Source organism: Terriglobus tenax, from assembly GCF_025685395.1.
In the GTDB taxonomy this organism is placed as follows: domain Bacteria; phylum Acidobacteriota; class Terriglobia; order Terriglobales; family Acidobacteriaceae; genus Terriglobus; species Terriglobus tenax.
In genome coordinates, this window is the sequence record NZ_JAGSYA010000003.1 from 1,102,752 (window position 1) to 1,126,874 (window position 24,123).

14 protein-coding genes and 1 pseudogene are annotated in these 24,123 nt (G+C 56.5%); 6 read left to right on the plus strand and 9 right to left on the minus strand.

The window, feature by feature from the left end:
* Positions 1-30: 30 nt before the first annotated feature.
* The gene (locus OHL13_RS04655) at positions 31-1,506 is read left to right on the plus strand and encodes a ParB/RepB/Spo0J family partition protein (protein ID WP_263408940.1); all 1,476 of its coding nucleotides are present in this window, start codon (positions 31-33) and stop codon (positions 1,504-1,506) included.
* A 394-nt stretch (positions 1,507-1,900) separates the two neighbouring features.
* Here the strand turns inward: OHL13_RS04655 and OHL13_RS04660 are convergent, their stop codons facing one another.
* The 3 genes from OHL13_RS04660 to OHL13_RS04670 form a co-directional block, all read right to left on the minus strand.
* The gene (locus OHL13_RS04660) at positions 1,901-4,051 is read right to left on the minus strand and encodes a DEAD/DEAH box helicase (protein WP_263408941.1); all 2,151 of its coding nucleotides are present in this window, start codon (positions 4,049-4,051) and stop codon (positions 1,901-1,903) included.
* A gap of 76 nt (positions 4,052-4,127) precedes the next feature.
* Positions 4,128-5,423 (minus strand): ATP-binding protein, encoded by a 1,296-nt coding sequence (locus OHL13_RS04665; RefSeq protein ID WP_263408942.1) that lies wholly within the window; start codon positions 5,421-5,423, stop codon positions 4,128-4,130.
* Positions 5,424-5,425: 2 nt separating this feature from the next.
* Positions 5,426-8,617 (minus strand): TerB N-terminal domain-containing protein, encoded by a 3,192-nt coding sequence (locus tag OHL13_RS04670; protein WP_263408943.1) that lies wholly within the window; start codon positions 8,615-8,617, stop codon positions 5,426-5,428.
* Positions 8,618-9,215: 598 nt separating this feature from the next.
* Between OHL13_RS04670 and OHL13_RS04675 the strand changes: the two genes are divergently transcribed.
* Both OHL13_RS04675 and OHL13_RS04680 read left to right on the plus strand, forming a co-directional pair.
* Positions 9,216-10,949, plus strand: a complete 1,734-nt coding sequence (locus OHL13_RS04675; RefSeq protein WP_263408944.1) for a hypothetical protein — start codon at positions 9,216-9,218, stop codon at positions 10,947-10,949.
* Complete coding sequence (locus tag OHL13_RS04680; protein WP_263408945.1) at positions 10,946-12,682, plus strand: hypothetical protein; 1,737 nt, start codon at positions 10,946-10,948, stop codon at positions 12,680-12,682. Before OHL13_RS04675 ends, OHL13_RS04680 begins: the two co-directional genes overlap by 4 nt.
* Positions 12,683-12,833: 151 nt before the next feature.
* Here the strand turns inward: OHL13_RS04680 and OHL13_RS04685 are convergent, their stop codons facing one another.
* Together OHL13_RS04685 and OHL13_RS04690 are read right to left on the minus strand one after the other, a co-directional pair.
* Complete coding sequence (locus tag OHL13_RS04685; protein WP_263408946.1) at positions 12,834-13,454, minus strand: hypothetical protein; 621 nt, start codon at positions 13,452-13,454, stop codon at positions 12,834-12,836.
* Positions 13,455-13,493: 39 nt separating this feature from the next.
* Positions 13,494-14,045: a hypothetical protein gene (locus tag OHL13_RS04690; protein WP_263408947.1), complete on the minus strand. Its 552-nt coding sequence runs from the start codon at positions 14,043-14,045 to the stop codon at positions 13,494-13,496.
* 327 nt (positions 14,046-14,372) lie between these two features.
* Between OHL13_RS04690 and OHL13_RS18695 the strand changes: the two are divergent.
* The 3 genes and pseudogenes from OHL13_RS18695 to OHL13_RS04700 all read left to right on the plus strand — a co-directional run.
* Positions 14,373-14,636: pseudogene (locus OHL13_RS18695) on the plus strand (PadR family transcriptional regulator); the annotation flags it as partial.
* Between the two features lie 27 nt (positions 14,637-14,663).
* Entirely contained in the window at positions 14,664-18,743 is a 4,080-nt protein-coding gene (locus tag OHL13_RS04695) for a tetratricopeptide repeat protein (RefSeq protein WP_263408948.1), read from the plus strand.
* Positions 18,744-18,758: 15 nt separating this feature from the next.
* On the plus strand, positions 18,759-20,699 hold the full coding sequence (locus OHL13_RS04700) for a hypothetical protein (protein WP_263408949.1): 1,941 nt from the start codon (positions 18,759-18,761) through the stop codon (positions 20,697-20,699).
* 49 nt (positions 20,700-20,748) lie between these two features.
* On the opposite strand, the gene OHL13_RS04705 is transcribed toward OHL13_RS04700, so the two are convergent.
* Genes OHL13_RS04705 through OHL13_RS04720 form a run of 4 tightly spaced genes read right to left on the minus strand, consistent with a single transcriptional unit; the run spans position 20,749 to position 24,033 of the window.
* Positions 20,749-21,063, minus strand: coding sequence for a helix-turn-helix domain-containing protein (locus OHL13_RS04705; protein ID WP_263408950.1), 315 nt, complete (start codon positions 21,061-21,063; stop codon positions 20,749-20,751).
* A complete protein-coding gene (locus OHL13_RS04710; protein ID WP_263408951.1) occupies positions 21,060-21,386 on the minus strand; it encodes a type II toxin-antitoxin system RelE/ParE family toxin in 327 nt (108 codons plus the stop codon). Before OHL13_RS04710 ends, OHL13_RS04705 begins: the two co-directional genes overlap by 4 nt.
* 40 nt (positions 21,387-21,426) lie before the next feature.
* Positions 21,427-21,762 (minus strand): TonB-dependent receptor domain-containing protein, encoded by a 336-nt coding sequence (locus OHL13_RS04715; RefSeq protein WP_263408952.1) that lies wholly within the window; start codon positions 21,760-21,762, stop codon positions 21,427-21,429.
* 51 nt (positions 21,763-21,813) lie between these two features.
* Positions 21,814-24,033, minus strand: coding sequence for a GH92 family glycosyl hydrolase (locus OHL13_RS04720; protein ID WP_263408953.1), 2,220 nt, complete (start codon positions 24,031-24,033; stop codon positions 21,814-21,816).
* Positions 24,034-24,123 lie beyond the last annotated feature (90 nt).

Consider the following 24,123-nt stretch of genomic DNA (forward strand, 5'->3'; position numbering starts at 1 on the left):
TCCCAACCGCTCGAAAGGAGCACATTCATCATGGAAACCCAAATCGTCAATGCCACCGAATACCGCGAAGTCTCGCTCTCGCTACTGACCGAATCGAAGACCAACCCGCGCCGCGTCTTTGAGAACGAAGCCCTCAAGGAACTCGCCGCAACCATCCGCACCAAAGGTGTCTACTCTCCCTTGCTTGTTCGTCCACTCACAGAACGAGGGTTTGAGATTGTGTTTGGAGCGCGGCGCTTTCGTGCCGCCCAGATGGCCGAGGCCGCAACCGTTCCCGTCCGCATCAAGGAGATGACCGATGCAGAAGTAATCGAAGCGCAGTTGATTGAAAACCTGCAACGTAAGGATGTTCACCCGATGGAAGAAGCCCAGGGCTTCCGTGCGCTTCTGAACTTGGAGGAGCCTACTTACACCGTCGAGCAGATCGCCGCCAAGATGGGCAAGAGTCCAGCGTATGTGACCACGCGCCTCAAGCTCACTGACCTCGCTCCCGTTGTCATCGAAGCCTTCTATGCCGAGGAGATCGGCGTCGGCCATGCCTTGCTTTTGGCCAAGCTGCAGGCCGACCAACAGGAACAGGCCCTCTCCGCTTGCTTCAAAGAGGTCTACAACGGCGAACGCAAACCAACGCGCATTCTCCTGCCTGTCCGCAATCTGCAATTCTGGATTGATACCAACATCATTCTCGCGTTGAAAGATGCTCCGTTCGACAGGAGGGACGCGCAGCTTGTGCCAGCGGCGGGAAGTTGTGTAGATTGCCCGAAGCGCACCGGACACAACAAGCTCCTGTTTTCGGACATTGGCGGCAAGCTGGATTCCTGCACTGACCCGACCTGCTATCAATCGAAGGTTGCAGCGCATGTTGCCGACAGGGACAAGGCAAAACGGCCTGAGTTCAAATCGTGCAAGTTCACCACGGACGCGATTGTGACCGATGGAACGGAAGTTGGCACCATGCGCAAGGTCTGCACGAATGCCGCTTGCCCCGTCCATCATCCCAAGCCACAGCGCAATGACCGGGATGAGGAGAAGTGGAAGGCCGAGCAGGAGAAGCGCCGCCGCGAGGAGGCGATCGCCAACACAACCGGGCTTCGCGTCCTCACCGCCATCAGTGCCGCCGTTCCGGTGCGTCTGATGAAGCGTGACCTTCTCTTCATCAATACTCAACTTGCAGAGCTTGTTGGGGAACCCCGTCTGGAAGCCCTTGCCAAACAGCACGGCATCAAGCGGTCGAAGGACACGGAGAACATCGGCAAGGTGTTCGCCGCCTATCTTCGCCGTGCCGATGAAGGTACGCTTTCCCGCGTCGCGGTGGCGCTAACCATCGTTCTTGCCGCCGCTCGGACGAATGCTCCAAGCATCCTGCGTGAAGCAGCAACGGTCTACAAAGTGGATACTGATGCCATCGCGCAGAAGGTCAAAGCGGAGTTTGCAGCGAAAGCGAAGGCAAAGAAAGAACCCACGCCAACAGCCCGGCCCGTTCCGAAGGCCAAGAAAGCCGCATAACTGAGATGGCCGCGAACCTGCGGCCTTTTCGCTTCAGCCCGAAATCGGCGGCAGGGAGAGACCGCTTCGGTTTCTCCCTACAACCCTCATCCCGCTCCGGTCCGGCCCCGCTCGCCGGCTGCGCGGCAAGGAGTCAAGTTCCTCCTCCTTGCATTCTGTCCCTTGACTGCCTGCGGCGCTCGTTCCAACCAGACTGATGTAAGGGTTGCATCGGCCCGCTCTGCCTTCTTCCTCATCTGTTATTTTGGTGGCGACTGCGATCACACGAGCCATCCCGAAGCAAACACCAAAGACAATCAGTGCGTTCCAAACTGGAGCGGATTCGGAGCACCTCGCGCTGCATCTGAAGATTGCAGGTGGGCCGAACCAAAAGTTGCGGCGCCATCCCTAGAACTCAGCGGATGCTGTCAACGAGCCGAGCCGCGAGAACCTTGGCCCCCGCAAGATCTAAACGTGCTGACGCATAGGATTCGATACATGTTGCCTTCGACAAAGCCCAATCCCACTTCTCGATAGCAGCCATCTCGGGCGCGATGCCGAGTTCACTCGCGGACGGCACTGTCTGCTCCGCGATGGCACTCAACTCTGTGAGCAGCCGACTTTCGTCAACCTCGGTCGAGATTGCGAGGGCCACGCCCTCATTCGTACACTCCAGACCCCGTTGCGCCAACATGAAGGCGAGCGTGCTGTTCACGGCATCTCCCATCCAAGTGAACAGCAAAGTGTTCTTACCGTCCCGGAAGGATTGCCGCTCCGCCAGGCGTAAGTCCTGATACGTCCTTCGCGCCTCATACAGCAACTCCTTGGCTGCTGTGTCCAGGTAAGCGATCTCACTGGTTTCGCTAAGTACGAGTTTCATCTCCTGCCGGATCACGTCGTGCACCTCGCCTCCGTTGGACTCAAATGCTGGCGGAGCCCCACCTCGGTCGGCAGAGACATAGATGACCTTGTGTTCCGAATCGACATCGCGCACGCGCCACCGTCGTCCACCGAAGATCATTCGCTGTCCAACGGTAAGAGGCCGCGTGATGGGCAGGGAGCCAAGTACCCGCTCTCCCGCGATCAGCCGGAACTCATCCGGAGAGGAGAAAGCGCTGTAGAAGTCGTAGTGATTGATGAGCTTCTCACCAACGATTCCGGGCAGTAGCAGCCCGGAGTTCTCCTGTTGCAGGATGTCGCGGCCGCCGAGACCGCGCAGGATGTCCGTGAACATCTCCCGCGAGATCCGGTCAAAGGTTCCGCTTTGTACCAGAACTTTCCAGAGCTCCGCGGCGGTGGCACCACCACGCTCTGCAATCACTGACAGTGCCTGTTGTACGAAGGTCGACGCATGAATCGCGGTGAGCCGTGGCGGTTCGACCCAGGGGCGCATCAGGAGGCGCACCATGGCTATGGTCTGTACCAGGCCTTCCCGAATGCGATCTGAAAGTGGTGAGTTCGGAGTGAGCGGCTTCTCGATGCAGAAGCATCGCAGGATTGCTGGTTCGCCAGCGCGTCGACCTGACCGCCCCAATCGTTGGCGAAGGCTCGCAACGGATGGCGGGGGGCCGATCTGGGCGACACTCTTGATGTTTCCGATGTCGATCCCAAGTTCGAGTGTGGTGGTGCAGATCGCTGATGCAGATGTCGTGCCACCCTTGAGGGCAGTCTCCGATTCTTCACGCAGCTCACGAGACAGGCTTCCGTGGTGTGTCCAGAATTCGTTCCGCACGCCCTCGCGCTCGGAGCGATGACGCAGGCGGTCCGCGTATTTCTCGACCTTAGCACGACTGTTTGGGAAGATCAGATGGTTGGATCCGCGCAAGTGTGTGAACAGGTAGTCAGCGATCGCCAGCTCCGCAGTACTCGTCATCTGTTTTTCGGGTGGTTCGTCCGAGTCGATGGACGGATCGTCGGACCACGATTCGTCGTCGACCACTTGCCCGTCGACATACCCCTTCACGGCAAGCTTCATCACATAGCCCTCGCCACCGGCATCGACGGTGAAGACCTTGTCGCCGGAGCCTGGTCGGAGGAAAGTCGCGGCAAGCGTCTTGTCGCCAAGCGTCGCAGACAGACCGGCACGGGGAATGCGTCGCCCTGCAGCACATTCCAATCGATGCAGGAGGGACTGGACCTGCTTGCCGCGCTCCGCTTCGAGGAACGAATGCAACTCGTCGACAACGATGTGGGCAATTGCTCCCGCGAAGGCGGGCATCATGGTGCCCTTGTTCACGAAAAGCGATTCCAGCGACTCCGGTGTGATGATGAGCACTCCCCGAAGGTTCTTCAGGAACTTCTGCTTCCGTGTCTGCGAGACATCGCCATGCCATCCAAGTACCGGGAGGTCGAGGGCTTCGCACAAGTCGGTCAGACGATCCGCCTGATCATTGATCAGTGCCTTCAACGGGCTGATGGACAAAACGAAGCCTGAGGACTCGCCGCCCTTGAGAAGGCGTGTAAGGATAGGGAAGAAGGCAGCTTCGGTCTTACCGGCCGAGGTGGCTGCTGCAAGGATGACATCCTGCTCACCCTTCAGCAGCGGTGCTGCCGCAAACTCCTGCACGGCCCGGAGGCTGGTCCACCCGCGTTCCCAGATCCAGTGCTGGATGCGCGGGTCAAGGAGATGAAAGGCGGCCGTCTCAGAGTTTGAAGGTGGTGAGGTCATCCTCGGTCTCCAGGGCAATGTCACCATCGCCGCCGTGATCAGGTTGCACGCTAATGCCACCGAGCAGGGTTTGCCATTCCGCTCCTGGATTGCTCTCGAGAACGCTCAGGAGATCGATGAAGGAGGTGATGGTCGTGCGTGGCGTGCGGAAATACTCCGCTCCGAGTCTCTGGCTCACAAATTGCATGAACGCCGGTATACCTTCCTCGGGAAGCGTGTACTTCGCCGGATCTCCGAAGGCAAAGACGTCGCGCAGCTTGTGCAGGAGCACATAGAAGTCTTCTTGCGTAAGCGCGGTCAGGCGTATCACCGGCCCCGAAAGATCGGTGAGACCACCCTGCGCGAAGGTGTTCTGCGAGAGACGCGACTGCAACGCGGTGTAGCTGTACAGACCACGACGGGTGTCGTAGAGGAATTCTGGCGTACCGCCCAAGATGAATCCGAGGCCTTCCGCCGAACCCTGCAAAGAATCGTTGAGGATGCGAAGGATCTGTTCGTAGTTCGACGTACGTGCCTGTGTGTTCGCCAGCTTGTACAGGTTGACCATCTCGTCGAGGCAAACCAACAGACCGCTGTAACCGGCCAGACGCACGAAGCGAGCAAGAAGCTTTAACTGGTCGTAAACCGTTGCGTCATCCACGATGGAACGGACGCCGAGTGCCGCGCGGGCATCGGTACGTGTCGTGAACTCTCCGCGCAGCCATCGCACGGCATCTGCGCGCAGTTGCTCATTACCTTCTTCGTGGCCACGCCAGTATGCGAGCACAACCTCCGCGAAGTCGTATCCATTGACCATCTCCGTCAAGGACTGGACCTGCTGACGGACGACGCGTTCGATGGTCGCGCCTGATTCTTCCGCGATCGTACGAGCCGTCCCGATGAACTTTTCAAGGATCCCAGCGAGGGCACCGCCTTCTGGTTTGGTGCGTGTCGCCATATTGCGAGTGAGCTCCGCGTAGAGCGAGCGTGCCTGGCCACCGGATGCGTGGAGACGCCGATCCGGGTTAAGGTCGGCATGTACGGTCACGAGCTTCTTCTCAAGAGCGATGGAGCGCACAAGGTTCAGGAAGAACGTCTTGCCGGCGCCATACTCACCGATGACGAGCCGGAAGGTGGATCCACCATCGGCTATGCGGTCGATGTCCGCCATGAGCGCTCGGATCTCCTGGACCCGACCGACCTGGATCAGATGTTGTCCTTGCCGAGGCACCACTCCGGCACGAAGCGATTGCAGAACTGAGTCGCGGTCACGAGGACGTACGGGTGGCATGGTCAGGCGTTCTCCAGAAGCATGGTTTGTACATAGATTGGATCATGGCCATCGAGCAGGGCTTCCCCGAGGACATCAAACGAGGATTCGTTGATCACCTCCAGCGTGCCGTCGAGCATAAGCTTTCGTTCGGCAGCTGCCGCAGACAGTTCTTGTCGCGTCCACTCGGTCCGGGTGAGAAGCAATGTAAGGAATTCCGTTTCAGCCTTGCCAAGTCCCGGCCAATTCATAGGCGCGGCGCAGTCGCCGGATTCCGCGATGGCCGATACTCGCTCTGATTCGGAGACGACAGAGGCTGCGGCACTTGGCTCTTCCTCTTGAAAGACCTCTGCAAGGATCTGCGAGACCTGTTCGCTCTCTGCCTTGAGGCGCTCGATGCGTCCGAGGTCCAAACTGAAGCCATTGGTGGAGGAACCCGGTTGTGAGAACACTCCGGAACGGTGTGGTTCCTGTTGCACCGGAACATTGCCTTTATGGAGAGCGGCATACAGCTGGCTCTGATCGACACTCAGCATCGTGTAGACCTGCTCCAGGAATTTGACCTCGGCGGGGCTCACAACATCATCCGAGGTCACCATCTGCGCAAGGATTCCCAACAGTTCGGTCCGATCGTCCTGCGGCATGGCGAGCATGCGGGTCTTGAGGTTGCTAAGACGAGTTGGTTGTTGAACCTGATGACGGTAGATCGCTTGCAAGCGCGACTGGTGGTCAAGATGCAGATGCTTCCAGGAAGTGATCATGCTCACGGCGGTGGCTTGCTCGGTGTCGCTCGCATGGCCATCGGCGGCAGCCACACAGGCCATCAGCGAGACCGCAAGGGACGCGTTACGGTACGCAGCATCCGTACGCACCGGTTCTTCGGCAACCGTGAGAGGGAACAGAGTGCACACTTCGCCAGCTTTCGGTCTGCGTGCACCTTCCAAGAGGTCAGGTTCAATTCCCAAGCCCATCGCCTGTAAGCCGCGCATCATCTCTTGGAGCTGGCCCGCCGGGAGCGGCTCCGAGGCGCCGAGTAGGCCGAGGAACTGACTCCATTCCATTGATGCAAAACCTTTGGCAAGTTCCTGTAGCTCTTCCAGTGTTCGCCGTGCGGCCTCTGGCCATATCTCAGGCGGCAACAGGAGGCTCGCTTGTACGGAGTTGGCCTTCTCTGGAGAGCGGCCACAGAATCTGCTGTAGGCGTCAATCTTGGCTGTGGCCTCGTTCGCGAGAGCGCTCAGCTCACTCCGTATGTTTGCCCACTCACGGGCGTCGGGAAGTGCCTCGAAGGTCAGCTCGAGACCTTTGCTCCGGAGAAAGTAGTTCGAGGGATCGTACTGGAACGTCAAAGTCTTTCCGCGAGCCGGTAGTGTCATGCCCTGGTCAAACTTCTGGACGTAGAGAGAGAGGAACAGAGAATTGAATTGCTCTGGGCAGCGGGTGACGGGGGTCCGAGGATAATAGTTTGGCTCCAGCTTCAACCAACGCAGAGCGAGGGCCGGAGGAACGGGCCGTCGATCCGCTGCGAGGCGGCCGAGGTCATACACCAGTCTCCAGGGCAACTCATAGGAGCGGTGGATAGAGCCGTCAAGTTCTACCGGGGCATCTGGAGGGAGGCTCCGCAGTTCATAAAACGCTAAGAGACGATTTGCGTAGTGCGACAACGGAATGTTGAACTCCGAGAAGTCCGAGGTGATCCTCTTGACTTCGTTGAGCACATCGCGTTCGTCCCAAGCGGAATCATTCTTGGTCTCAGCGATCTGAACGAGACGACGCTCCAGACCATGGAAGTAAAACACAGCAAAGTGCGGGAAGTCTTTCGAGCGAGCGCCGTCTGCCAGCCAATGGAGATAGTGGTAACGCTGCACGGGAGAAAGTCCCGCATATCCCTGCCAATACATCTCCGTGCCGCCGGGCTGGTACTCCCCGGCCCGCACCTCCAGAGAGGGGTAGATCACTCCGGGGGTAGGCTCTTCGGTTCCCTCGTTGACGAAGATCATTCCGCCGGCCAGAGTGACGCCTTGGATCACGACGGACTCGTTGCGGGTTATCCACCTCTCTGTCTTCTTGGTGCGGCCCATCGGGCGCGTAGGGACCGTGAAGTCTGACAGGGTACCCAATGTGCCGACGCGAAGCGATGTCAGGTCCTGATCCGCTGCGGGCTTCGGCTGGTCGAACTTCGCTGGCGCTATCGAGTTAATGTATTTCTGCAACTGCTCTCGAACTTGGTGTTTCGACTCATCGAGAGCGACCGTCGAAGCCTTTGTACTCTCCAACGCACTGGCTCCTTCTTGTCGCAAAGCACTTCCTACGTTCGTGTTCGTCGGAATGACCTGTTCAGTTCTTGAGGGTACCGGAGGAGGCGGGAACCTCCTCACCCTCTCATTGTTGCCAACGCTGCGTCCAAGTGCCTTGTCATAGTCGGCCCAATGCTGGTTGTACTCCTCGCTCAGCTTCGAGGTCTCAACACGGTTGGAGCGAACGGTGTTGCACTCAGATAGCAGGCCACGTACTTGTTCGCAGACCTGGTCGGCCTCGTTGCCTTTCTCGTACGAGCGGGAGGTGGCTTGTGCTGCAGCAATCGCACTCCGGATATCCTCGCTCCTCCCGAACGTCCACACCCAGCGAAAGAATCTTGTCTTCGAACTCACCTGCTCCCGTATCTCGTTGGTCTCGCTCCGAAGCTTATGGAAGTCGGATGGCACCCTGTCCAACAACCGTTCACACTGGATTTCGCGGTAGATCGCCAGCACAAGAGCCCGCTCCTTATCGCGATGAAATGGAGGTTCGGGATCAGCGATGGGTTGTGATTTCACCGACGAGGAGATCCGCCGAACGATGCCGGGGATTTGAGCCGCAGACTTCGGTCCTACCCCCCGCAATCCCTCAAGGCGGCCCTGACTCCAACCTTGCAGGTCTGCCATGCTGCGTATGCCAGCGTCACGAAGCGACTGCAAACGGAGACCTGTGGCATGTTTCTTGAGGTCTTCTATGGAAATGGCTTGGAGGCGGGACAGCTGGATGTCATCCCTGCGAGAGGAGACTGCAGATGAGAGCTCTGCGCGGCAGTTCGAGCGACAGGCATCTGCTTCCGATTGGAGAGCTTCGACTGTCTTGGCGGCTTCTCCGACAAGACGTGCCGCCTTCTTCGCGGGGGAAATTGAGTAGAGCGCCCAAATTACAGTGAATGCGGCGGGCGCGAGCAACCAAAGCATAGGGTTTCCTGAGGTGGGAAGCAAAAGCTAGTATGACGGTTAAATCTGAACTTTTCTATATCAAATTAGTTCGTCAGCGGCGGTTCTGAAGTGCGCGTGCAAGCAGAGGCCGCCCGATGTCGAAGAAGAGCCCTTAATATTCGGGGGCTCACTCTTCGCGTGATGCTTCATCGGACCGAGCGGACTCACACGATGCCTGGTTCGATTAGTGCGTTCCAATTTGGAACCAGCCGCTTGGAGCTCTGGTGGCCTGAGCCTAGGAACACCCGACTCCCAAGAACTTCATCAGGTCCAGCTTGAGCACCGCATCCTTCGCAACATCGGTTGACTTCCGCTAAGGGCGGTTCCCGATACTAATCAGTGGCACGATGGCCGCTTGGCTGTGCTGAACCACTTGCTGTAAAGCAAGAATCAGAGCTCCACTAGTCCGTCGCCGGAATCATCCGTCCTGCCATTGACTGCCTGTTGCGTTTTCAGCTTCGACGAAGCCAAGTTCTCAGTACTGCTCGGAGCACGTTGAGCTGGGTTAGGGTTAGCGACTTGCACTTTTCGCCTTCTCTCTTTCTTTGCTTATCATTCCTTGTGAGTGAGGGATACCGTGAAAGCTCTGGATGAATTGATCAATAATCCGAAAAATGTAGCGCAAGCAGGTGGCCTGCCCAGAGCACTCCTATCTCTTGTCCCAGCAACGGCTGATGAGCGGAAAAGCTTTTGTAGCCGAGTTGCCGAGGCACACAACAGAGGCAAGATCGATCTCGTTGCTGATTTTGCATCACTGCAAAACGGTACGGATGACACTGACTTCTTCTTGACCCGCCAAATTTTTGTGGACGCTTTGCCGGAGCTGACTACCGATTCCGTAGCAGTCGCCAGAACTGTAGCCCATCTTGTGATTGCTGCTGGAGGAGATATGGCAGCATCGTGGCCGCTGGGAGATTTTCGGCGCTTTCTCGACCAAGATCCCAAGCGGCCAGTCGAAATACTTGCAGCACTGGAAGGCGAGCCTGCCTCGCTCGCGATTCTGCTGCCTGTCGTGGCGGCAGCAGGCTTTGAGTCTGATCGCGCGTACTTCCTCGGAGAAGTCATTCGCTTGACGAAGTCCTCTGACGGATTGCTTCAGCGCATGGCACTGGCCGCTCTTGCGAATGTGCCTCTAGCCGAAGGGGAGGACGGCATGCCTTCCGACGTACTACAGACGCTCGAAACAGTCGTGGCAAACTCCGATGAAGACGGAGCGCTCGCCGCGTCACTTTCCGCTGCTCTGACGCTTTCCATGAAGGCAAGCTCCGATCGCAAGCGCCTCACGGACGTTGCGCGATCCAGTCTGGGCAAAGGTGGCGAGTGGACGTTGAGCGTGGCAGCAGAGAATTATGCCACGAGTGCCGAAAAGCTCGATATTTCATTGGTTAGCTTGCTTTCCGATGCGTTGAAGACAAGAGCGAGTGAAAACAACCTGGCTCATCTGGATATGGGAATCGCATCTCTCCTTGACACCACTAACTGGTCCGTCGGAATGGACGTGCTGGACGAGCTGCTAAGGCGTTTCTCAAAGACTGTGAAGCTCAAAGACTTCCAGTCTTCAAGGGCTAGAATCGCAACTTCAGATACGCTTCGGTCTCAGGCGGTGACTCGATGGTTGGCCTCCGGTGAGTACACGCTTTGCGAGGCCGCAGCCGATGCAGTCCAAAACGTAGCCCGGGCCCAACTGACTGTGGATGTCGATACCGCGCAGGTCAATTTTCAAGACGAAGAAAGCATCGAATTTATCGCGCGAAAAGCTGCTGGCTTCTTGTTTTTCAGCCCTGTAGCGGCAGCGTCCTTCCTGATCTCGCTCCTGCGAGGTGGACCGATTGAACCGATCAAGCAGCTACTCCTCGACCCCCTCCTCTTGAACTACACGAGTTCCGTCCGTGAGCTCCTTCTTCAAAGAGTCGAAACCGAATCGGTGGAGGTTGTCGCTGCTCTTCGAGATTGCCTCCAGACGATAGAGTCTTATCTCGATGGGCTCGGCAAGGCCTCTGGCCTCAAAGAGGTACGAATGAGTGACGAGGAAAGGGCCATCTTCAATCGCTCTCTGAGCCAAAAGATGTCGAAGTCGTTCGATGTCGCACGTTCAGAAATGCCGTTACTGAGCATGGTCAAGCGATCGGTCGTTCTGTATGGGCGCGGATCAGTCCAACGGGTCGCTCGTCCCGACGGTTCGACCTATCGTGCGGACATGATGTTCAAGACGCAAGGAACTGAAATCACGTTTCCAAGGATGATGCATATAGACGAGCTAGGTCTGCACTTCCTCTTGCGCGTCCTCCGTGCAGAGAAGAGAGTCAAATGAAACTCATCATTCGCCAGTATCTCGCTGGCTTACGTGAACGCAACGAGTTGGATGCTGTACTTCCAGACCTGCTCAGCCAGATGGGGCTAACTGTCTACTCGCGTCCAGGGCGCGGTACACGTCAGGATGGCGTCGATGTGGGCGCTGTTGGCAGCATCGACGGCGGCCCGGAGAAGGTCTATGTGTTTTCGATTAAGTCTGGAGACCTGTCGAGAAAAGAATGGGACGGTGACACCGTGCAATCGTTGCGGCCTTCGCTCAACGAGATCATTGACGCGTATATTCCCAACCGCCTCCCGCCGGAGCACAAGGACAAAGAGGTCGTCATCTGTCCGACTTTTGGCGGAGACGTCCAAGAGCAGGTTCGCCCTCAATTCAACGGCTTCATGACTCAGAATGCAGAGCCGGGACGCATCTCTTTTGAAGAATGGAATGGCGATAAGCTCGCAAATCTGATCCAGTCGTATTTTTTGCGAGAGGACCTCATCGGTGAAGGCAGTCGATCCGATCTACGGAAGACCTTGGCTCTGCTCGACGAACCCGATACTTCCTACGAGTATTTCGCAAGTCTTGTTCGGGGCATCGATTCGGCCTGCACGAAAGACGAGGAGAGAGTTCGCGGACTTCGTCAACTGAGCGTCTGCCTCTGGATACTCTTCTCCTGGTCTCGCGATGCCGAGAACCTTGAGTGCGCCTATCGTGCATCGGAGCTTGCTCTCCTGCATGGGTGGAATATTTGCCGATTGTTTGCAGGCAAGAAAAGCAAAATCAGCGAAGCGGCGACTGCCTCCTTCATGGCGATCTTTCAGGTCTACCGTCAGATCACCTCCGCGTATATTGCAAAGGTCGCTCCTCATCTCCGAAGCGAGCACGCTTTATCCTCGGCAGTTCGAGGCGGGTCGCCTATCGACGTGAATCTCAAACTGTACGATTTGCAGGGCCGTGTCGCAATCGCTGGCATCTGGACACTCAATCAACTGCTTGCCGTGGGTGACGAAAGCCCAGACCGGCAAATGCTCTTCGAAGAGGTGTCCGCTGCGGTGAATGCCATCGACTTGCTCATCAAGACGAACCCGACCCTGAACTCACCAATAAAAGACGATCAGGCCATCGAGATCGGGCTGGCCGCGTGTCTCCTTTTCTTTAACGATGACGGTCGGGACGTCCTACGGTCCTGGCTACCCGAGATGCTGAGACGAATCCGGTTTGCTTTTGCAACGAACGAAAAGTATCCGTCGATCCTCACGTCGTATTCGGAATTGATGGATCATCCGGGTAGCAACGAATTGAAGTACCGGGAAAACGTGACGAGTGCAGCCATTCTGTACCCGGTCATCGCCCATGTAGCCGTGATCTTGCAGTATGACGCATTGTTTCAATTGGTAAGCGACTTGCAGACCGAGTTCCTGCAGCACACCAATTTCCAACTGTGGTTTCCGGATGCGGCAAGCGAGGAGAACATCTATACGAACAAGGACCTCCACGGGATAGCCTTAACCGACATCAAACTCCAAAGCGGAAGTGGCGCATTTGAAGAGATGATCGTTGCAGAGATCGCGCAGTTCCCGCAGACCTTTGAATTGTCCTGTTTTAAGAGTGGTTGGTGGCCATTGATTCTGGTGGCTTGTCGGCACTTCCGGCTGCCCGTGCCGCCAAAGCTCCTTCAGCTTTACGTCGAGAAACCGAACACGGAGGCATCTGCGATTTCGCAGCAAGGTAACGCCAGCGACTAGGTCACAAGAGTCCCCATAACAGGTTGTCCAGATCGCTAACGATATGTCGGCATATTGGAAGTAGTCAGTCCGCTCGACGAGCGCCTTGACGATTTGGCATCAAGTGATGAGAGCTGCGTTTCTCAAGAGGAATCCTCAGAATTGCGAAGAGTTACGGATGCCGATGAGGCAGGCGCATGGGTTTAGAAACGCGCCAGATGTAATTTGGAAACGTCGACGCATAATGCACGAGCGCAGCGGCCGCAAACGCCCGGAACTTTTCATCGTTCCACAGCGCGATGATTTTGCCGCGAGGCTCACGACCCACTTGTTTGTCTTTGTCCGCTGGATATATCCAGCCCCTATATGCGTCCAACTTCTTCGGTCTCCCAGAAGTCGTATGGCCATGTGGGATGGACGGGAAGAAGTCGACGTCGCCTTGATGAAAGATCCATTGGGATAGGCCTGTACTTCCAGCCGCCTGAAAATGAAGAAGTCCTGTGTTGTCCTTCTCTAGGAGAGAGTCTTTAAGAGCGGATGGATTGCCATTGGTGTCTATATGCTCAGACCCGATAAGCGGCCATTCTTCTTCGTTGTCAGCATCATCCGAATGAAGAATTTGACGTATTGAGCTCGCTTGGAGCGAGCCGGCCTCAGCATTGTCTCTGACAAATTTCAGCCGAAGAAGATATTGGCTCCATGGCAGAGCTCCAACCGTCAATGAAACACTACTCGTCATCAAGTAGATATCTATAGCGGCTGAGTTGAGGCGGTGTTCTTCATTGATGGGCACCACCGGGCGATTATACCTTTCGCAAGGATGCTACGAGGATTAGTCTTCGGGCGGCTGCGGTACTTCGAGGATGCGACAGTCCGTCCATCGTTTGATGGGGACCAGTTCACCACGTACTTCGACATTGTGTCTTCGGGCGCGAAGTCTGTTCGCAACTGGTCCAGCGTGCATGTCTCCAACGAGCACGAGCACATCGCCGTCGACATCCTCCTCAGTTAAGATTTGCTCCACAAAGTACTCTTCACGGACTTCATCTTCTGGAATCCGTTCCTCGATCGTGTACTCCATGTTGTCGTCTGGACGGCTAGGCCGATTCCTCAGAGCGTCGTATATCCCAGCCGCCTTCCGCTCGTCCTCCGTCATGCAGATGTTATGCCAAGGAACCTTAGGATCATGCGCCCGCGCCAGTTCTGCAGCAATTGATTCCTTGGTAAAAGAACATTCTTCGAAGATCGCTCCGACAGATTCTTTGGCAAACTCGGCTTCGAGTATCGCGCGAAGCTGGGCCTTAGATGTCTGGAGGTCTTCCGTATCAGCAGGGTCTTCGAGTAGTTGAAGCGCATGAGTGATGGAGAGAACGATGATCTTCATTGTGTCTGGACTTCCGTACAGCGCTCGGACTCATTCGATCTGAACGCAAAGCGGGATCGAGATTACTTTGTAGCGCTATTCAGCGCTTCAACATCGCTGACTTCGTGTGACCTCGTTCATGATGTGTTGCTGCCCGGCCACTTCGTCAAGAGCGGCCAGAAGCAGTTCACACTTGAGCGAAGTCCTAAAGCCCTCGCTATTGCGGCTCACCAGCGTTCCATACCCTTTCAGGACGAATTTCCTCAGATCCCAATCCCGCAACCCGGCTGCTGCTGGCAGCGATGGATTACTTGCGTTCCATGCGGAATCGTGCCAAGATACTACTCCATGGGTACTACTTCACAAGTAGTAAATAATTATGGTCAGAATTTAGGGCATTTTTCGGATACGCCGCTCCTGGTTCTGGCATGTCTCGAATCCGGACCTATGCACGGCCATTCCATGCTCCGCGTCATCGAGTCCACGTACCGTACCCGGTTAGGGCCAGGAGGCCTCTATGGGGCGATCTCGCGTCTTGAGGCCAAAGGTCTTATCGCACCACTTCCGATGGAGGACCGACGCCGCCCGTACCAGATCACTCAGGACGGTCTTCGACTGCTCCGCGCTCAGTTGGACACCATGAGCCGGCTGACCAGCCGCGGCTCTACACCCGACCAGCCCCTGCCGATGCCGAGCTTTTACATGCCGGAGTCAGACGAGGACGTCTTCTCCGAGATGGAGCAGCGGCCGGCTGACAAGCCCACGCCGTTCAACAAAGATCAGCTTCCGTTCCTCCAGCTCGGCGGTCGCGGGTTTGAGATCCTCACGTACCTTCTGAAACAGGCTGAGGAACCGAAAGGGGCGGTGCTGACGCTGGTCAAAGCGTCACGGGATGCTGGCAGGGATGTACTGATTCATATCGGTGGGAAGCTTCGGGTCGTCGTCCAGTGCAAGAACCTCGATAACCGGTTCTCCCAACCCTCTCTCCTCGAAGAGTTGGTCAAGTTCGTTCTCTACGACTATACAGAGCGCTATATTCCCGAGGACGGGATTATTACGTACGAGTTCTGGGTTCCTGGCGGTCTGACTGATCAGGCGGACCGGTGGCTTGCCGAATTCCCGAATTCGCTTACAGATGAGGAGTTGCAGAAGGCATTCGACCGCGTCGTATCGGCCAATAAGACCTTGAGCACCTTGGAGTGGGCCGAGGTCGGCGCCTACCTGAAGGCTACGCTTACGCAGCGGATTCGCCTCGATCGGCACGAAAGTGTATCCCTCACCAGAAAGGTGAAGTCAGGGCCGGACGGGCTCTATGAAGACTTTTTTCAGATTACGGTACAGGCTTCGCTCAGCCAGGTCACCGATGTGCTCGGTGCGCAGTTTCGAGCTCAAAGTGACCAGCTTATCGCCCAGCTTACGGATGTCTTTCGCGGGCCTCAGATTGACGAGAGAATCAACGAGGCCCGGGATCTGGTCAACAAGCGGGAGTTCCGCGACGCCTCTTTCGTGCTTCGGCAGGAGGAGTCGAAAAACGGACATCTCTTCAACGATCGTCAGCGGTTCAGGCTTGCCTCCAACTACGGGGCCATAGCCTTCGGCGAGAACCGCATGGAGGACGCGGCGCGCCACTTCTTGGAGGCGGTTGGCTATGCTCCTGAAGACGAGCTTGCACAGATCAATGAAGTCTTTGGCTACTTTCTGCAGGGCGACCGGGATCGAGCGTATGAGCTGGGAACTCAGCTACGTCTGCGCTACCCGAAATCCGCTCGGCTTGCCGGGATTTGGATCAACAGTGCCCCGGCCACGCAGACCCCGGATCAACTCAGCTCGCAGCTGGACGTTGCTTTGCTTGAAGACGCTGAGGTCTGCATAGCGCTGGCCCGCCGCTGCATGATGGCCGATCAGTTGGATAAGGCCGATGAATATTGCACGAGTGCCATCCTTTCGAACGCGAAGTGGTCGCAGTCATGGCTGGTCCGTGCACAGGTTGGCGTAGGCATGCTGATGGAGGAAGCCGCGGGCCTCCGAACCTTAAATGCTCCCAGGGAGACGATCCTCTCGAATGCCATCGAAGACGCTACCAAAGGGATTGAAATTTGCACGAGCGAAAACGAAGGAGTATGGCCGAAGGCGGAGGGTTACGCTCTAAGGGCTCAACTGCGCTTCATCAACGACGAACGCGATCTCGGGATTCAGGATGCTGAGGCCGCTTATAGGCTGACTCCTGATGTGCTGCACGTCATTCTGTTGAGGGCACAAGCGCATCTGATGGCTGGCGAAGTCGACAGTGCCATTAAGCTGTTGGCTCAAGGTTATGCGCAGGAAGCTCGCCCGGACATCGTACTCCTCTACGCGAAGACGTTGGGCGGCCGGGCGAAGGACGGCGACTTGGCTCGCGCGGTTGAAGTGTCCGCCGCGATCGATGTGTCAACCATTCCAGCGCGAATGCGGGACTCCTTCGTCATCAACGCAACGCAATTCATGGCTCAGATCGAAGCGTGGGATACAGCTGGCATATATCTCGAGCGGCAGCGCGCTGCAATCCATCCTGCCACGGCGTCTGCAGTTGAGGGACTTATCCATCTCGGCCGCCAGGACCGCGATGCCGCAAACCGTTACGCCGATGAGGCATTAGCCCGACTCTCTGACGAAGTGCAGGCAGGGACGAAGGAGTTTCTTGCTGGGCTGCTGATGCAGCTCAAGAGGGCAGAGGAAGCACTACCCATCTTCCAAGAGCTGTTCGACAGTAACATCCCCACCTTCGATGCCCGCCAACTCGTCGCATGTGCGGATGAACTGCGCTTGCACAAGAAGGTTCTCGATATCTGCGAACAGCTGAATCAGAGGAGGCCGCCGGATTGGCAGATGCTGGAGTTCGAGGTCCAGCATCTGGAGCTGTACAACCGGGACAAAGCGATTGAACGGCTTCAGGAATTTCTGCAGCGTCACCCTAACCACAAGATGGCTCAACTACGGCTGTCGATCACAGCACTGCTTCACGGGAGGCGGGACCTGGTGCGCACATCGGTCGCCGAGCTTCCTCCAGTAGAAGAACTACCCGCCCGCTACATTATGGCTGCGCTGGGGCTCCTCCGCGAGGGGCCGAGTTATCAGGATGCAATCGACTATGCCTATCGCTACCTTCGTTGCCATTTCGACCGGCAGGAGGCACACGAGGCTTTCATTCAGGTCGTCATCATGCGTCCGCATGAGCCCGGTGAGACTGCCGAGATCGACGTTGTGGGAATGGACGCTGCGGTCCACTGCCAGGAGATGGGAAGCGGCGAGTTCCGCTGGTTCGTCTTGGAGAACACCGACAAGCCGGTCAGAGACTTCGAAGAGATTGCTCTGGGCGACCCCCGCGCAATCGACCTGATCGGCAAGAAGGTCGGCGACACGTTCGTACTCGCTGCAGCTCCAATGGGCAACCGTGAAGCGATCATCCGGAAGATCCAGACGAAGTACGTTCGCCGGTTCCAGGATTGCATGACAGAGCTGCAGATTCGATTCGGTCCGAAGACGATGTTGCAATCGGTCTATGTCGGTCCACCTGATGCCATCGATCAGCCGGCCATGGTCACGATGATGACGGACCTGCAAGAGCGGGCAAAGAAGCTCGAAAAAGTTCAGGAGCTTTACGCAGCTAACCCGGTCTCTCTTCACATCTACGGTGCTAGCTTCGGCCACAATGCCTACGAGGCCCTCATCCATGTGGCCCAGACGCCTACACTGCCGGTGAAGTGCTTCGAGGGCAACCTTGGCGAACCTGATGCCAGCCTTCGGTTTCTGCGCGAAAGACCGCTAGTCCTCATCGATCTCACAGCTATTGCCACCATTCGCCTTCTGCGGCTCGAGTGGCTCTTTACGACGAAGCTCTATCGCTTCGCCATCACTCAGAGGACCTGGGAAGAGCTTCACGATACCTTGCTCGACGAGCATAACCGTTCTGGTAAACGGGCCAGCATGCGGTATGAGAACTCTCAATACCAAGTGATCGAGCACGATCCGGAAGCCGTCGAGCAGTTGCGGCTTGAGAACGAGGCATTCCTCGACAGCTTCCGCCAGCATGTCCAGATCGTCTCCGCTGTTGAACTTGCAGCAGTCCCACCGGCTGAACGCGACCAGATGAAGGATTGCTTCGGTGTTTACGGTTCGGAGACCATGGCGGTCTCAGGGAAGGAGCAGACTGTCCTCTGGTGCGACGACTCAACGCTCGGCATCCTGGCTTCCTCGCAGTTTGGGGCGCGGCGGACATGGACCCAGATCATGTTGCTTTCCTTCGTTGAAGCAGGTCTCCTTTCACGCGAGGACTACAACAAAGCTGTAGCCCGGCTCATTGGCTGCAACTATAAGCTCACGTTCTTCGACTCTGCGAGCTTGTTGGAAGCCTGCAGGCTTTCCGACTATGGCGCCGCGCGGTTTCCACTGAAGCAATCGATCGAAGTCTTCCGCGACATCGCGATGCCCAACGATGTATTAGTTCGGCTATTCCTGGAGTTCTTTGTCGGCCTGCAGCGTGAGCCTCTGCTGTTTCAAAAGAAGAGCCTGATCATTCGTGCACTCCTCGACGCACTATGGGCCAACCCTGCGTCTCACAACCTTGTCGGCGCATTGCGTCAGATGAGCCCGCGGCTGTTTGGGTTGAATGTAGTTGCCGAAGCTGAGTTCAACGCGATGTTCGACGAGTGGATGCGCTCTCTCAATCGCGATGCCATCTAGCGACTGAAAACACTTATGTCGACCAGCGAGACCAAACCGATGGAACTTCGAGCCCGGATTGAGCGGGCACTGATACCCATGGTGCAGGAGCTGCGCTTGATCTTGGCGAAGTACCCCACGGTCGTGGTTTTGAACTACTACCTGGCAAAGGCACATGCCATTCGGCTCGGTGAAATCGAGCAGCCCGATGGCTTTTGGCCAAAGGTCCGATATCTCTGGGCGAACCTGCTGGCTCTGCCATGGAAGCCATACGATGGCGTCGACCCTGACACTCTCGACTTCGATGAGATCGACGAGAAAATTGAAGTCATCTTTGATCTCTATCGGGTCGGAGCAATCTACCATCCCGGCAAGATTCCGGGGTCCCGGAGAGAGTTCATAGCCCGCATGGGATGGGCAATCCGCGTGCGAGAACCTGACGCGCTTGCGTTTCCAGAGCAGATCAAGAACTGGGCAATGACCAAGTTAGCGCCCTTTGATGGCTCGTTCCTGAGTCCTCAGTTTGGCAACGGTGCATCGGACATCTTTTCATGGGTCACCTCTCTGATTGAGACGGTTAGCGATCGTTCCGGGCAGGCGATCAGCGAGGGCTACAAGATACGGCAAGAGCTCGGGCTACTCCGCGACCGTTATGTTCAAGATCCTTCGAGCCTGGCTTCTATCAAAGAAGATGCTGAGAAGCTGCACCTTGAGCAACGTTTGATTGAGAACACCAATGATCTGGCTCATCTTCACATCTTCACTCGCGATGAACTCACGAAGGGATTGTCTCCGGAATCAGAGAAGCTGATCGATCTCCTGGCGGTTGAACCAGGAGGTGTGTCGGCTGAGTACAGGTTCCCCCACGATGAGAATCCGTTGGAGTTCAAATCTCTGATCGCACTCCCGGACGGGTCGTATTCTTTCCTGGATCCTGCCAACGCATACCGGCTAGTTGGAAAGGCATTAGAGCGGAATATTCTCGCAACCGACTCAATGCGAGATCGCTACCTGAAGAAGCGAGACAAGCTCACGGAGGCATTCGTCGCCGCCCGGCTCAGAGAGATATTCCCGGATGCTGAGATTCATCAGAACTATTACGTCGAAAGGGGACAACTGGAGAAAGACATCCTCGTCCGGCACGGTGACACTGTCTTTCTGGTTGAGTGCAAGAACAGTCGAGTCCGCGCGTTTGCTGGCGGTGGTGATGACCTCCTCAAGTATGAAAATGACTTCGAGAAGTCCGTGCAGTACGCATACGATCAGGCGCTCGATGTGAAGGGGCGGGTTAATAGTTGCGATGAAACGGTCTTCTTCGATCAGAAGGGCCGGGAGGCCTTCCGGTTACGCCGATCAGAAGTTCGACGCTTCTTCATCATCTGCATTGCGATTACCCCTCGTAGCGAGTATGGTACCGACCTCTCTTATCAACTACAGAAGACATCGCAAGAGCCGTATCCGATATCGATCAATCTCTTCGATTTCGAGACGATCGCGAAGTATTTGAAGACTCCGGGCCAGTTCCTCGGCTATCTGGCTGCTCGAGAGCCAATCCACGGCAAGGTGTCGACGGGCGATGAGCTGAACTTTGCAGGTTACTTCTTCAAGTACGGGAATCTCGACTTCCCGGACGGGATGTGGGTTGACGATATCTACTCTTCTGTATTCGATCGCCAGTGGTATGCAGAGAAGGGCATCCACATAGAGGAGCCCACCGGCGGTCCAGTCATCACCACTGTTGAGCGCAAGGGCAACACCATCGTCGTGTCGGACCCCAAGGGAAAGCACGAGATCACGGTGTCACCTCATATCAGAGAGTTTGTCGCGCGTTCCCGCGGTGTTCCGATGACTGGAGCTGATCGCAATCGCCCCTGCGCGTGCGCAAGTGGGAAGAAAGCTAAACATTGTTGTGGGCTAGTCAAAGCAGAGCGACGAGGTGACGTAAGACATACAACGATCTTCTGGGGAGAGATGTAAGCGGAAAGGCTGACCCGTTAGGTCAGCGTCCAAAGTTTCGAATGAGTATTCAGCGCTTTGCAGCTAACGCAGGTTGATTGGACTCGAAGCTGATGCGCAGACGCGAGCGAGTTGCACGAGCGAACCGCTCCAAAGTCCGCGTGGACGGCAACACCTTGCCGCTTTCAAGCCTCGCAACAACAGCCTGCGTTGTCCCCATGGCAGCCGCAACTTCTTCCTGGGTCATATCGGCCTTACTCCGTGCTTCGATCAATGCGGAGGCAAGGGCAAACTCATTCTCCAGTGCGTCGTATGCGGCTACATACGATGGATCTTTCTTCCACTCTCGAAATGACTCTTCTGCCGGAATCAACTTACGCTTCATTCGACCTCCTTTGCCCGTCTCAAGGCTAGCTCCAGTTCACGCCGAGGTGTTTTCTGTGTCTTCTTCACGAAGACATGCACCACCACGATTCGCTTCCCAACCGCAGTGACATAGCAGGCACGTGCGATGCCGCTCTTGCCCTTCATTCGCATCTCCCACAACGGGCCTTCGAGATGCTTCACGTATGGCTCTCGAACCCGCTCCAGCCCGTGTGCCTGAATCAACTCCACGATCCGCTGAAAGTTTGCCCGGATGTCCAAGGGAAGGGCATCGAGAGATGCTTTCACTCCAGCATCCAAGAACTCAATCAACCAGTTCGCCATAGCCATTATACCTTTTTTGCGATAATTCTGTTACCCGTGTTCACTCCTTGTAGGCAGCAATTGCAACAGCGGCAATCGGACTGGCCGAGGTCGAGTCGAAACCGTTGACTACGCGTCCCCGACGCTCGGTTGGCGAGAAGTCCTTGTCGTAACGAAGCCCCATATTCAGGGTCAGGTCAGGACGAATACGCCAGTCATCCTGTGCGAAGAACGACAAATAATGCTGGCGGGCTACATAACTGCTGTTCAGATCATAGGTCGCAGTCGTAGGCAATCCGAGCAGCATATAGCCTCTAAAAAATTGGTATTGCTGTTGATGAGTGACACGTATCCAACTACGGGCCGAATCCTGCCGAGTAGGAAATTTCGTCGGCAAGTGAATTTACAGTGAGAGGCACGTTAAGAGTCCGGCGGGGGGCCGGTGCCACTAATGTGCCGGAAGAATGGTGGGTTGAAGCTCGAAATGGAGCTCGCCGCCGGCCAGAAGCTCGTCGTGGAAGACGTAGGTCCGCCCCAGCGGCTTCCCGTTCAGGCTGACGGACTTCACCTGGTACCGGCCAGAGGATGCTCCGGGAGCCGTAATCCGCAGCGTGTGCCCATTGGGCAGGTGCAGCGAGAGCTCATCAAACAGCGGGCTGGCCAATTCATACCGCGGAGTGCCGGGAGTGACCGGATAGAAGCCGAGCGACGAAAAGACATACCAGGCCGACATCTGGCCGGCATCATCGTTGCCTGCCAGGCCGTCGGTAGAGTTGCGGTATTCCTTCTGGAGAATCTGCCGGACACGGAGCTGGGTCTTTTCGGGTGCCCCGGCAAAGTTATAGAGATAGGCGATATGGTGGCCGGGTTCGTTGCCGTGGTTGTAGAAGCCTCCATCGAACAATGCATCCAGCTTGGAGATAAACTTCTGCTTCCCGCCCAGATACTCCACCAGGCCCGGCAGATCCTGCGGAGCGAAGAAGGTGTACTGGCTGGGAAGACCTTCGGTGATCCACTTGTAGGTTCCGTTGGGGTCAAAAGGCGTCTCCCAGCTTCCATCGGCATGTCGGCCGCGAGCGTAACCTGCTTCAGAGTCAATCACTTTCCGGTAATTCTGAGCGCGATCCGCAAAGAGTTTGACGTCCTCTTTATGACCGGTCCACTTGGCCATCTCGCTTACCAGGAAGTCGTCGTAGGCGTATTCCAATGTGCGGGAGACCTGCTCGTCCGTATGGAAGGCATCGGAGATGTGATCTTCCAGGGGGATGTATCCATACTTGAGGTACGAATTCAATCCGCGGCGGCCGCGGCCATCCAGGTACGCAGCGTGGTCTTTGGGACGTTCCGTGGCATTCTTCCGCATCAGACGATAGGCCGACTGCACATCAAAGCTACGGATGCCCTTGGCATATGCATCCGCGATCACCGCGTCCGCATGGTCTCCCACCATCTCCGAAGTGTAACTGTTCCAGGCCGGAAAAATGGGCAGATATCCACCTTGCTCACCCTTTGTAATCAGCGACTTGACCATGTCCAGGGAGCGGTTTGGGGCAACCAGGGTGAATAGCGGCTGGATCGCCCGGAAGGTATCCCAGATGGAAAAGTCGTCGTAATAGGTAAAGCCCTTTGCCGTCTTTACTGTCGTGCCGCCGGCGAACTGGGGATAGCTTCCGCTGCGGTCGCTGAAGATGCGCGGAAGCTGGAAGGAGTGATAGAGCGCCGTGTAGAAAACCGTTCTTTTTGAATCACTTGCGGACTTCGCCGAAAGATCGAACGGATGCAGCGCCTGCTCCCATGCCGCGCGCGTTTTCTGCACCGTGCCTGCAAAATTCCAATCCGGAATCTCTGCCAAATTCCTGCGGGCTTCCTCAACACTGGTGAAGGATGTTCCGATGCGGACGAGAACTTCGGAGCCCTGAGTTAAATCGAAGGAAACAAAGGCGCCTGCCGCGCTCTTCGCGCCATCCTGGCTGACGCTGCCGATATGGCGCTCGTCTCCGCTCCACGTACCGCCGGTCTTGAATGGTTGGCTGAACTGGACGACAAAATATCCGGAGAAGCCAGCCGGCTTTCCATTGCCGGCATAGATACGGTAAGCCGGGTTCCATCCCGTAACTTCCTGATTCTTCTCGTCAACCCGAATGCTTCCTGTCCCAAGACGATGATTCTCCTGAATGGCCAATACGGCAGCTTTTACCGAAGCAGGATAGCGAAAACGCATCAGGCCGCTACGCTCGGTGCCCGTCAGGTCCACATGGATACCACTTTCCAGCAGATCAACGGAGTATTCGTAGGGATGGCTCTGTTCCTTCTCGTGGGAAAAGCTCGAGGAGCGCCCTGCGGGATCCAGTTTCTCCGCGGAGAGAAGCGGCATGATGGTGACGCTTCCGTAGTCCTGCGTGCACGACCCGGTAAGAAAATGGCTGCCGCGGAACCCCTGAATACGCGTATCAGCCGCGTAATAGGGAGCGATGCATTTGGTTTCGCCGTCCCGCGTCTGCGGTGTCCACTGCGTCATGCCAAAGGGCATGCCGGCGGCGGGGTAGGTCTGCCCATCACCCGCAGTTCCAATGAGCGGGTTGACCAGATCGACCGGTGCCGATTGGGAGAGTGCGCTGAAGGGGACAGTCAGGATTCCGGCGAGCAGAAAAATGCGGGTCGATGTCATAAGCACCCCGCATTCTCTTTGTCGATAAAGCCATTCACAAGTAAATGAGTCCGGATGGACTGCTTTCCAACGTAGAGGAGAAAGTCCCGG

What these genes read in the sequence shown, in the direction of transcription:
- OHL13_RS04680 (WP_263408945.1), top strand. Translation starts at nt 10,946, where the DNA reads ATGAAACTCATCATTCGCCAGTATCTCGCTGGCTTACGTGAACGCAAC.
- OHL13_RS04720 (WP_263408953.1), bottom strand. Translation starts at nt 24,033, where the DNA reads ATGACATCGACCCGCATTTTTCTGCTCGCCGGAATCCTGACTGTCCCC.
- OHL13_RS04695 (WP_263408948.1), top strand. Translation starts at nt 14,664, where the DNA reads ATGAGCCGGCTGACCAGCCGCGGCTCTACACCCGACCAGCCCCTGCCG.
- OHL13_RS04690 (WP_263408947.1), bottom strand. Translation starts at nt 14,045, where the DNA reads ATGAAGATCATCGTTCTCTCCATCACTCATGCGCTTCAACTACTCGAA.
- OHL13_RS04705 (WP_263408950.1), bottom strand. Translation starts at nt 21,063, where the DNA reads ATGAAGCGTAAGTTGATTCCGGCAGAAGAGTCATTTCGAGAGTGGAAG.
- OHL13_RS04700 (WP_263408949.1), top strand. Translation starts at nt 18,759, where the DNA reads ATGTCGACCAGCGAGACCAAACCGATGGAACTTCGAGCCCGGATTGAG.
- OHL13_RS04710 (WP_263408951.1), bottom strand. Translation starts at nt 21,386, where the DNA reads ATGGCGAACTGGTTGATTGAGTTCTTGGATGCTGGAGTGAAAGCATCT.
- OHL13_RS04670 (WP_263408943.1), bottom strand. Translation starts at nt 8,617, where the DNA reads ATGCTTTGGTTGCTCGCGCCCGCCGCATTCACTGTAATTTGGGCGCTC.
- OHL13_RS04665 (WP_263408942.1), bottom strand. Translation starts at nt 5,423, where the DNA reads ATGCCACCCGTACGTCCTCGTGACCGCGACTCAGTTCTGCAATCGCTT.
- OHL13_RS04655 (WP_263408940.1), top strand. Translation starts at nt 31, where the DNA reads ATGGAAACCCAAATCGTCAATGCCACCGAATACCGCGAAGTCTCGCTC.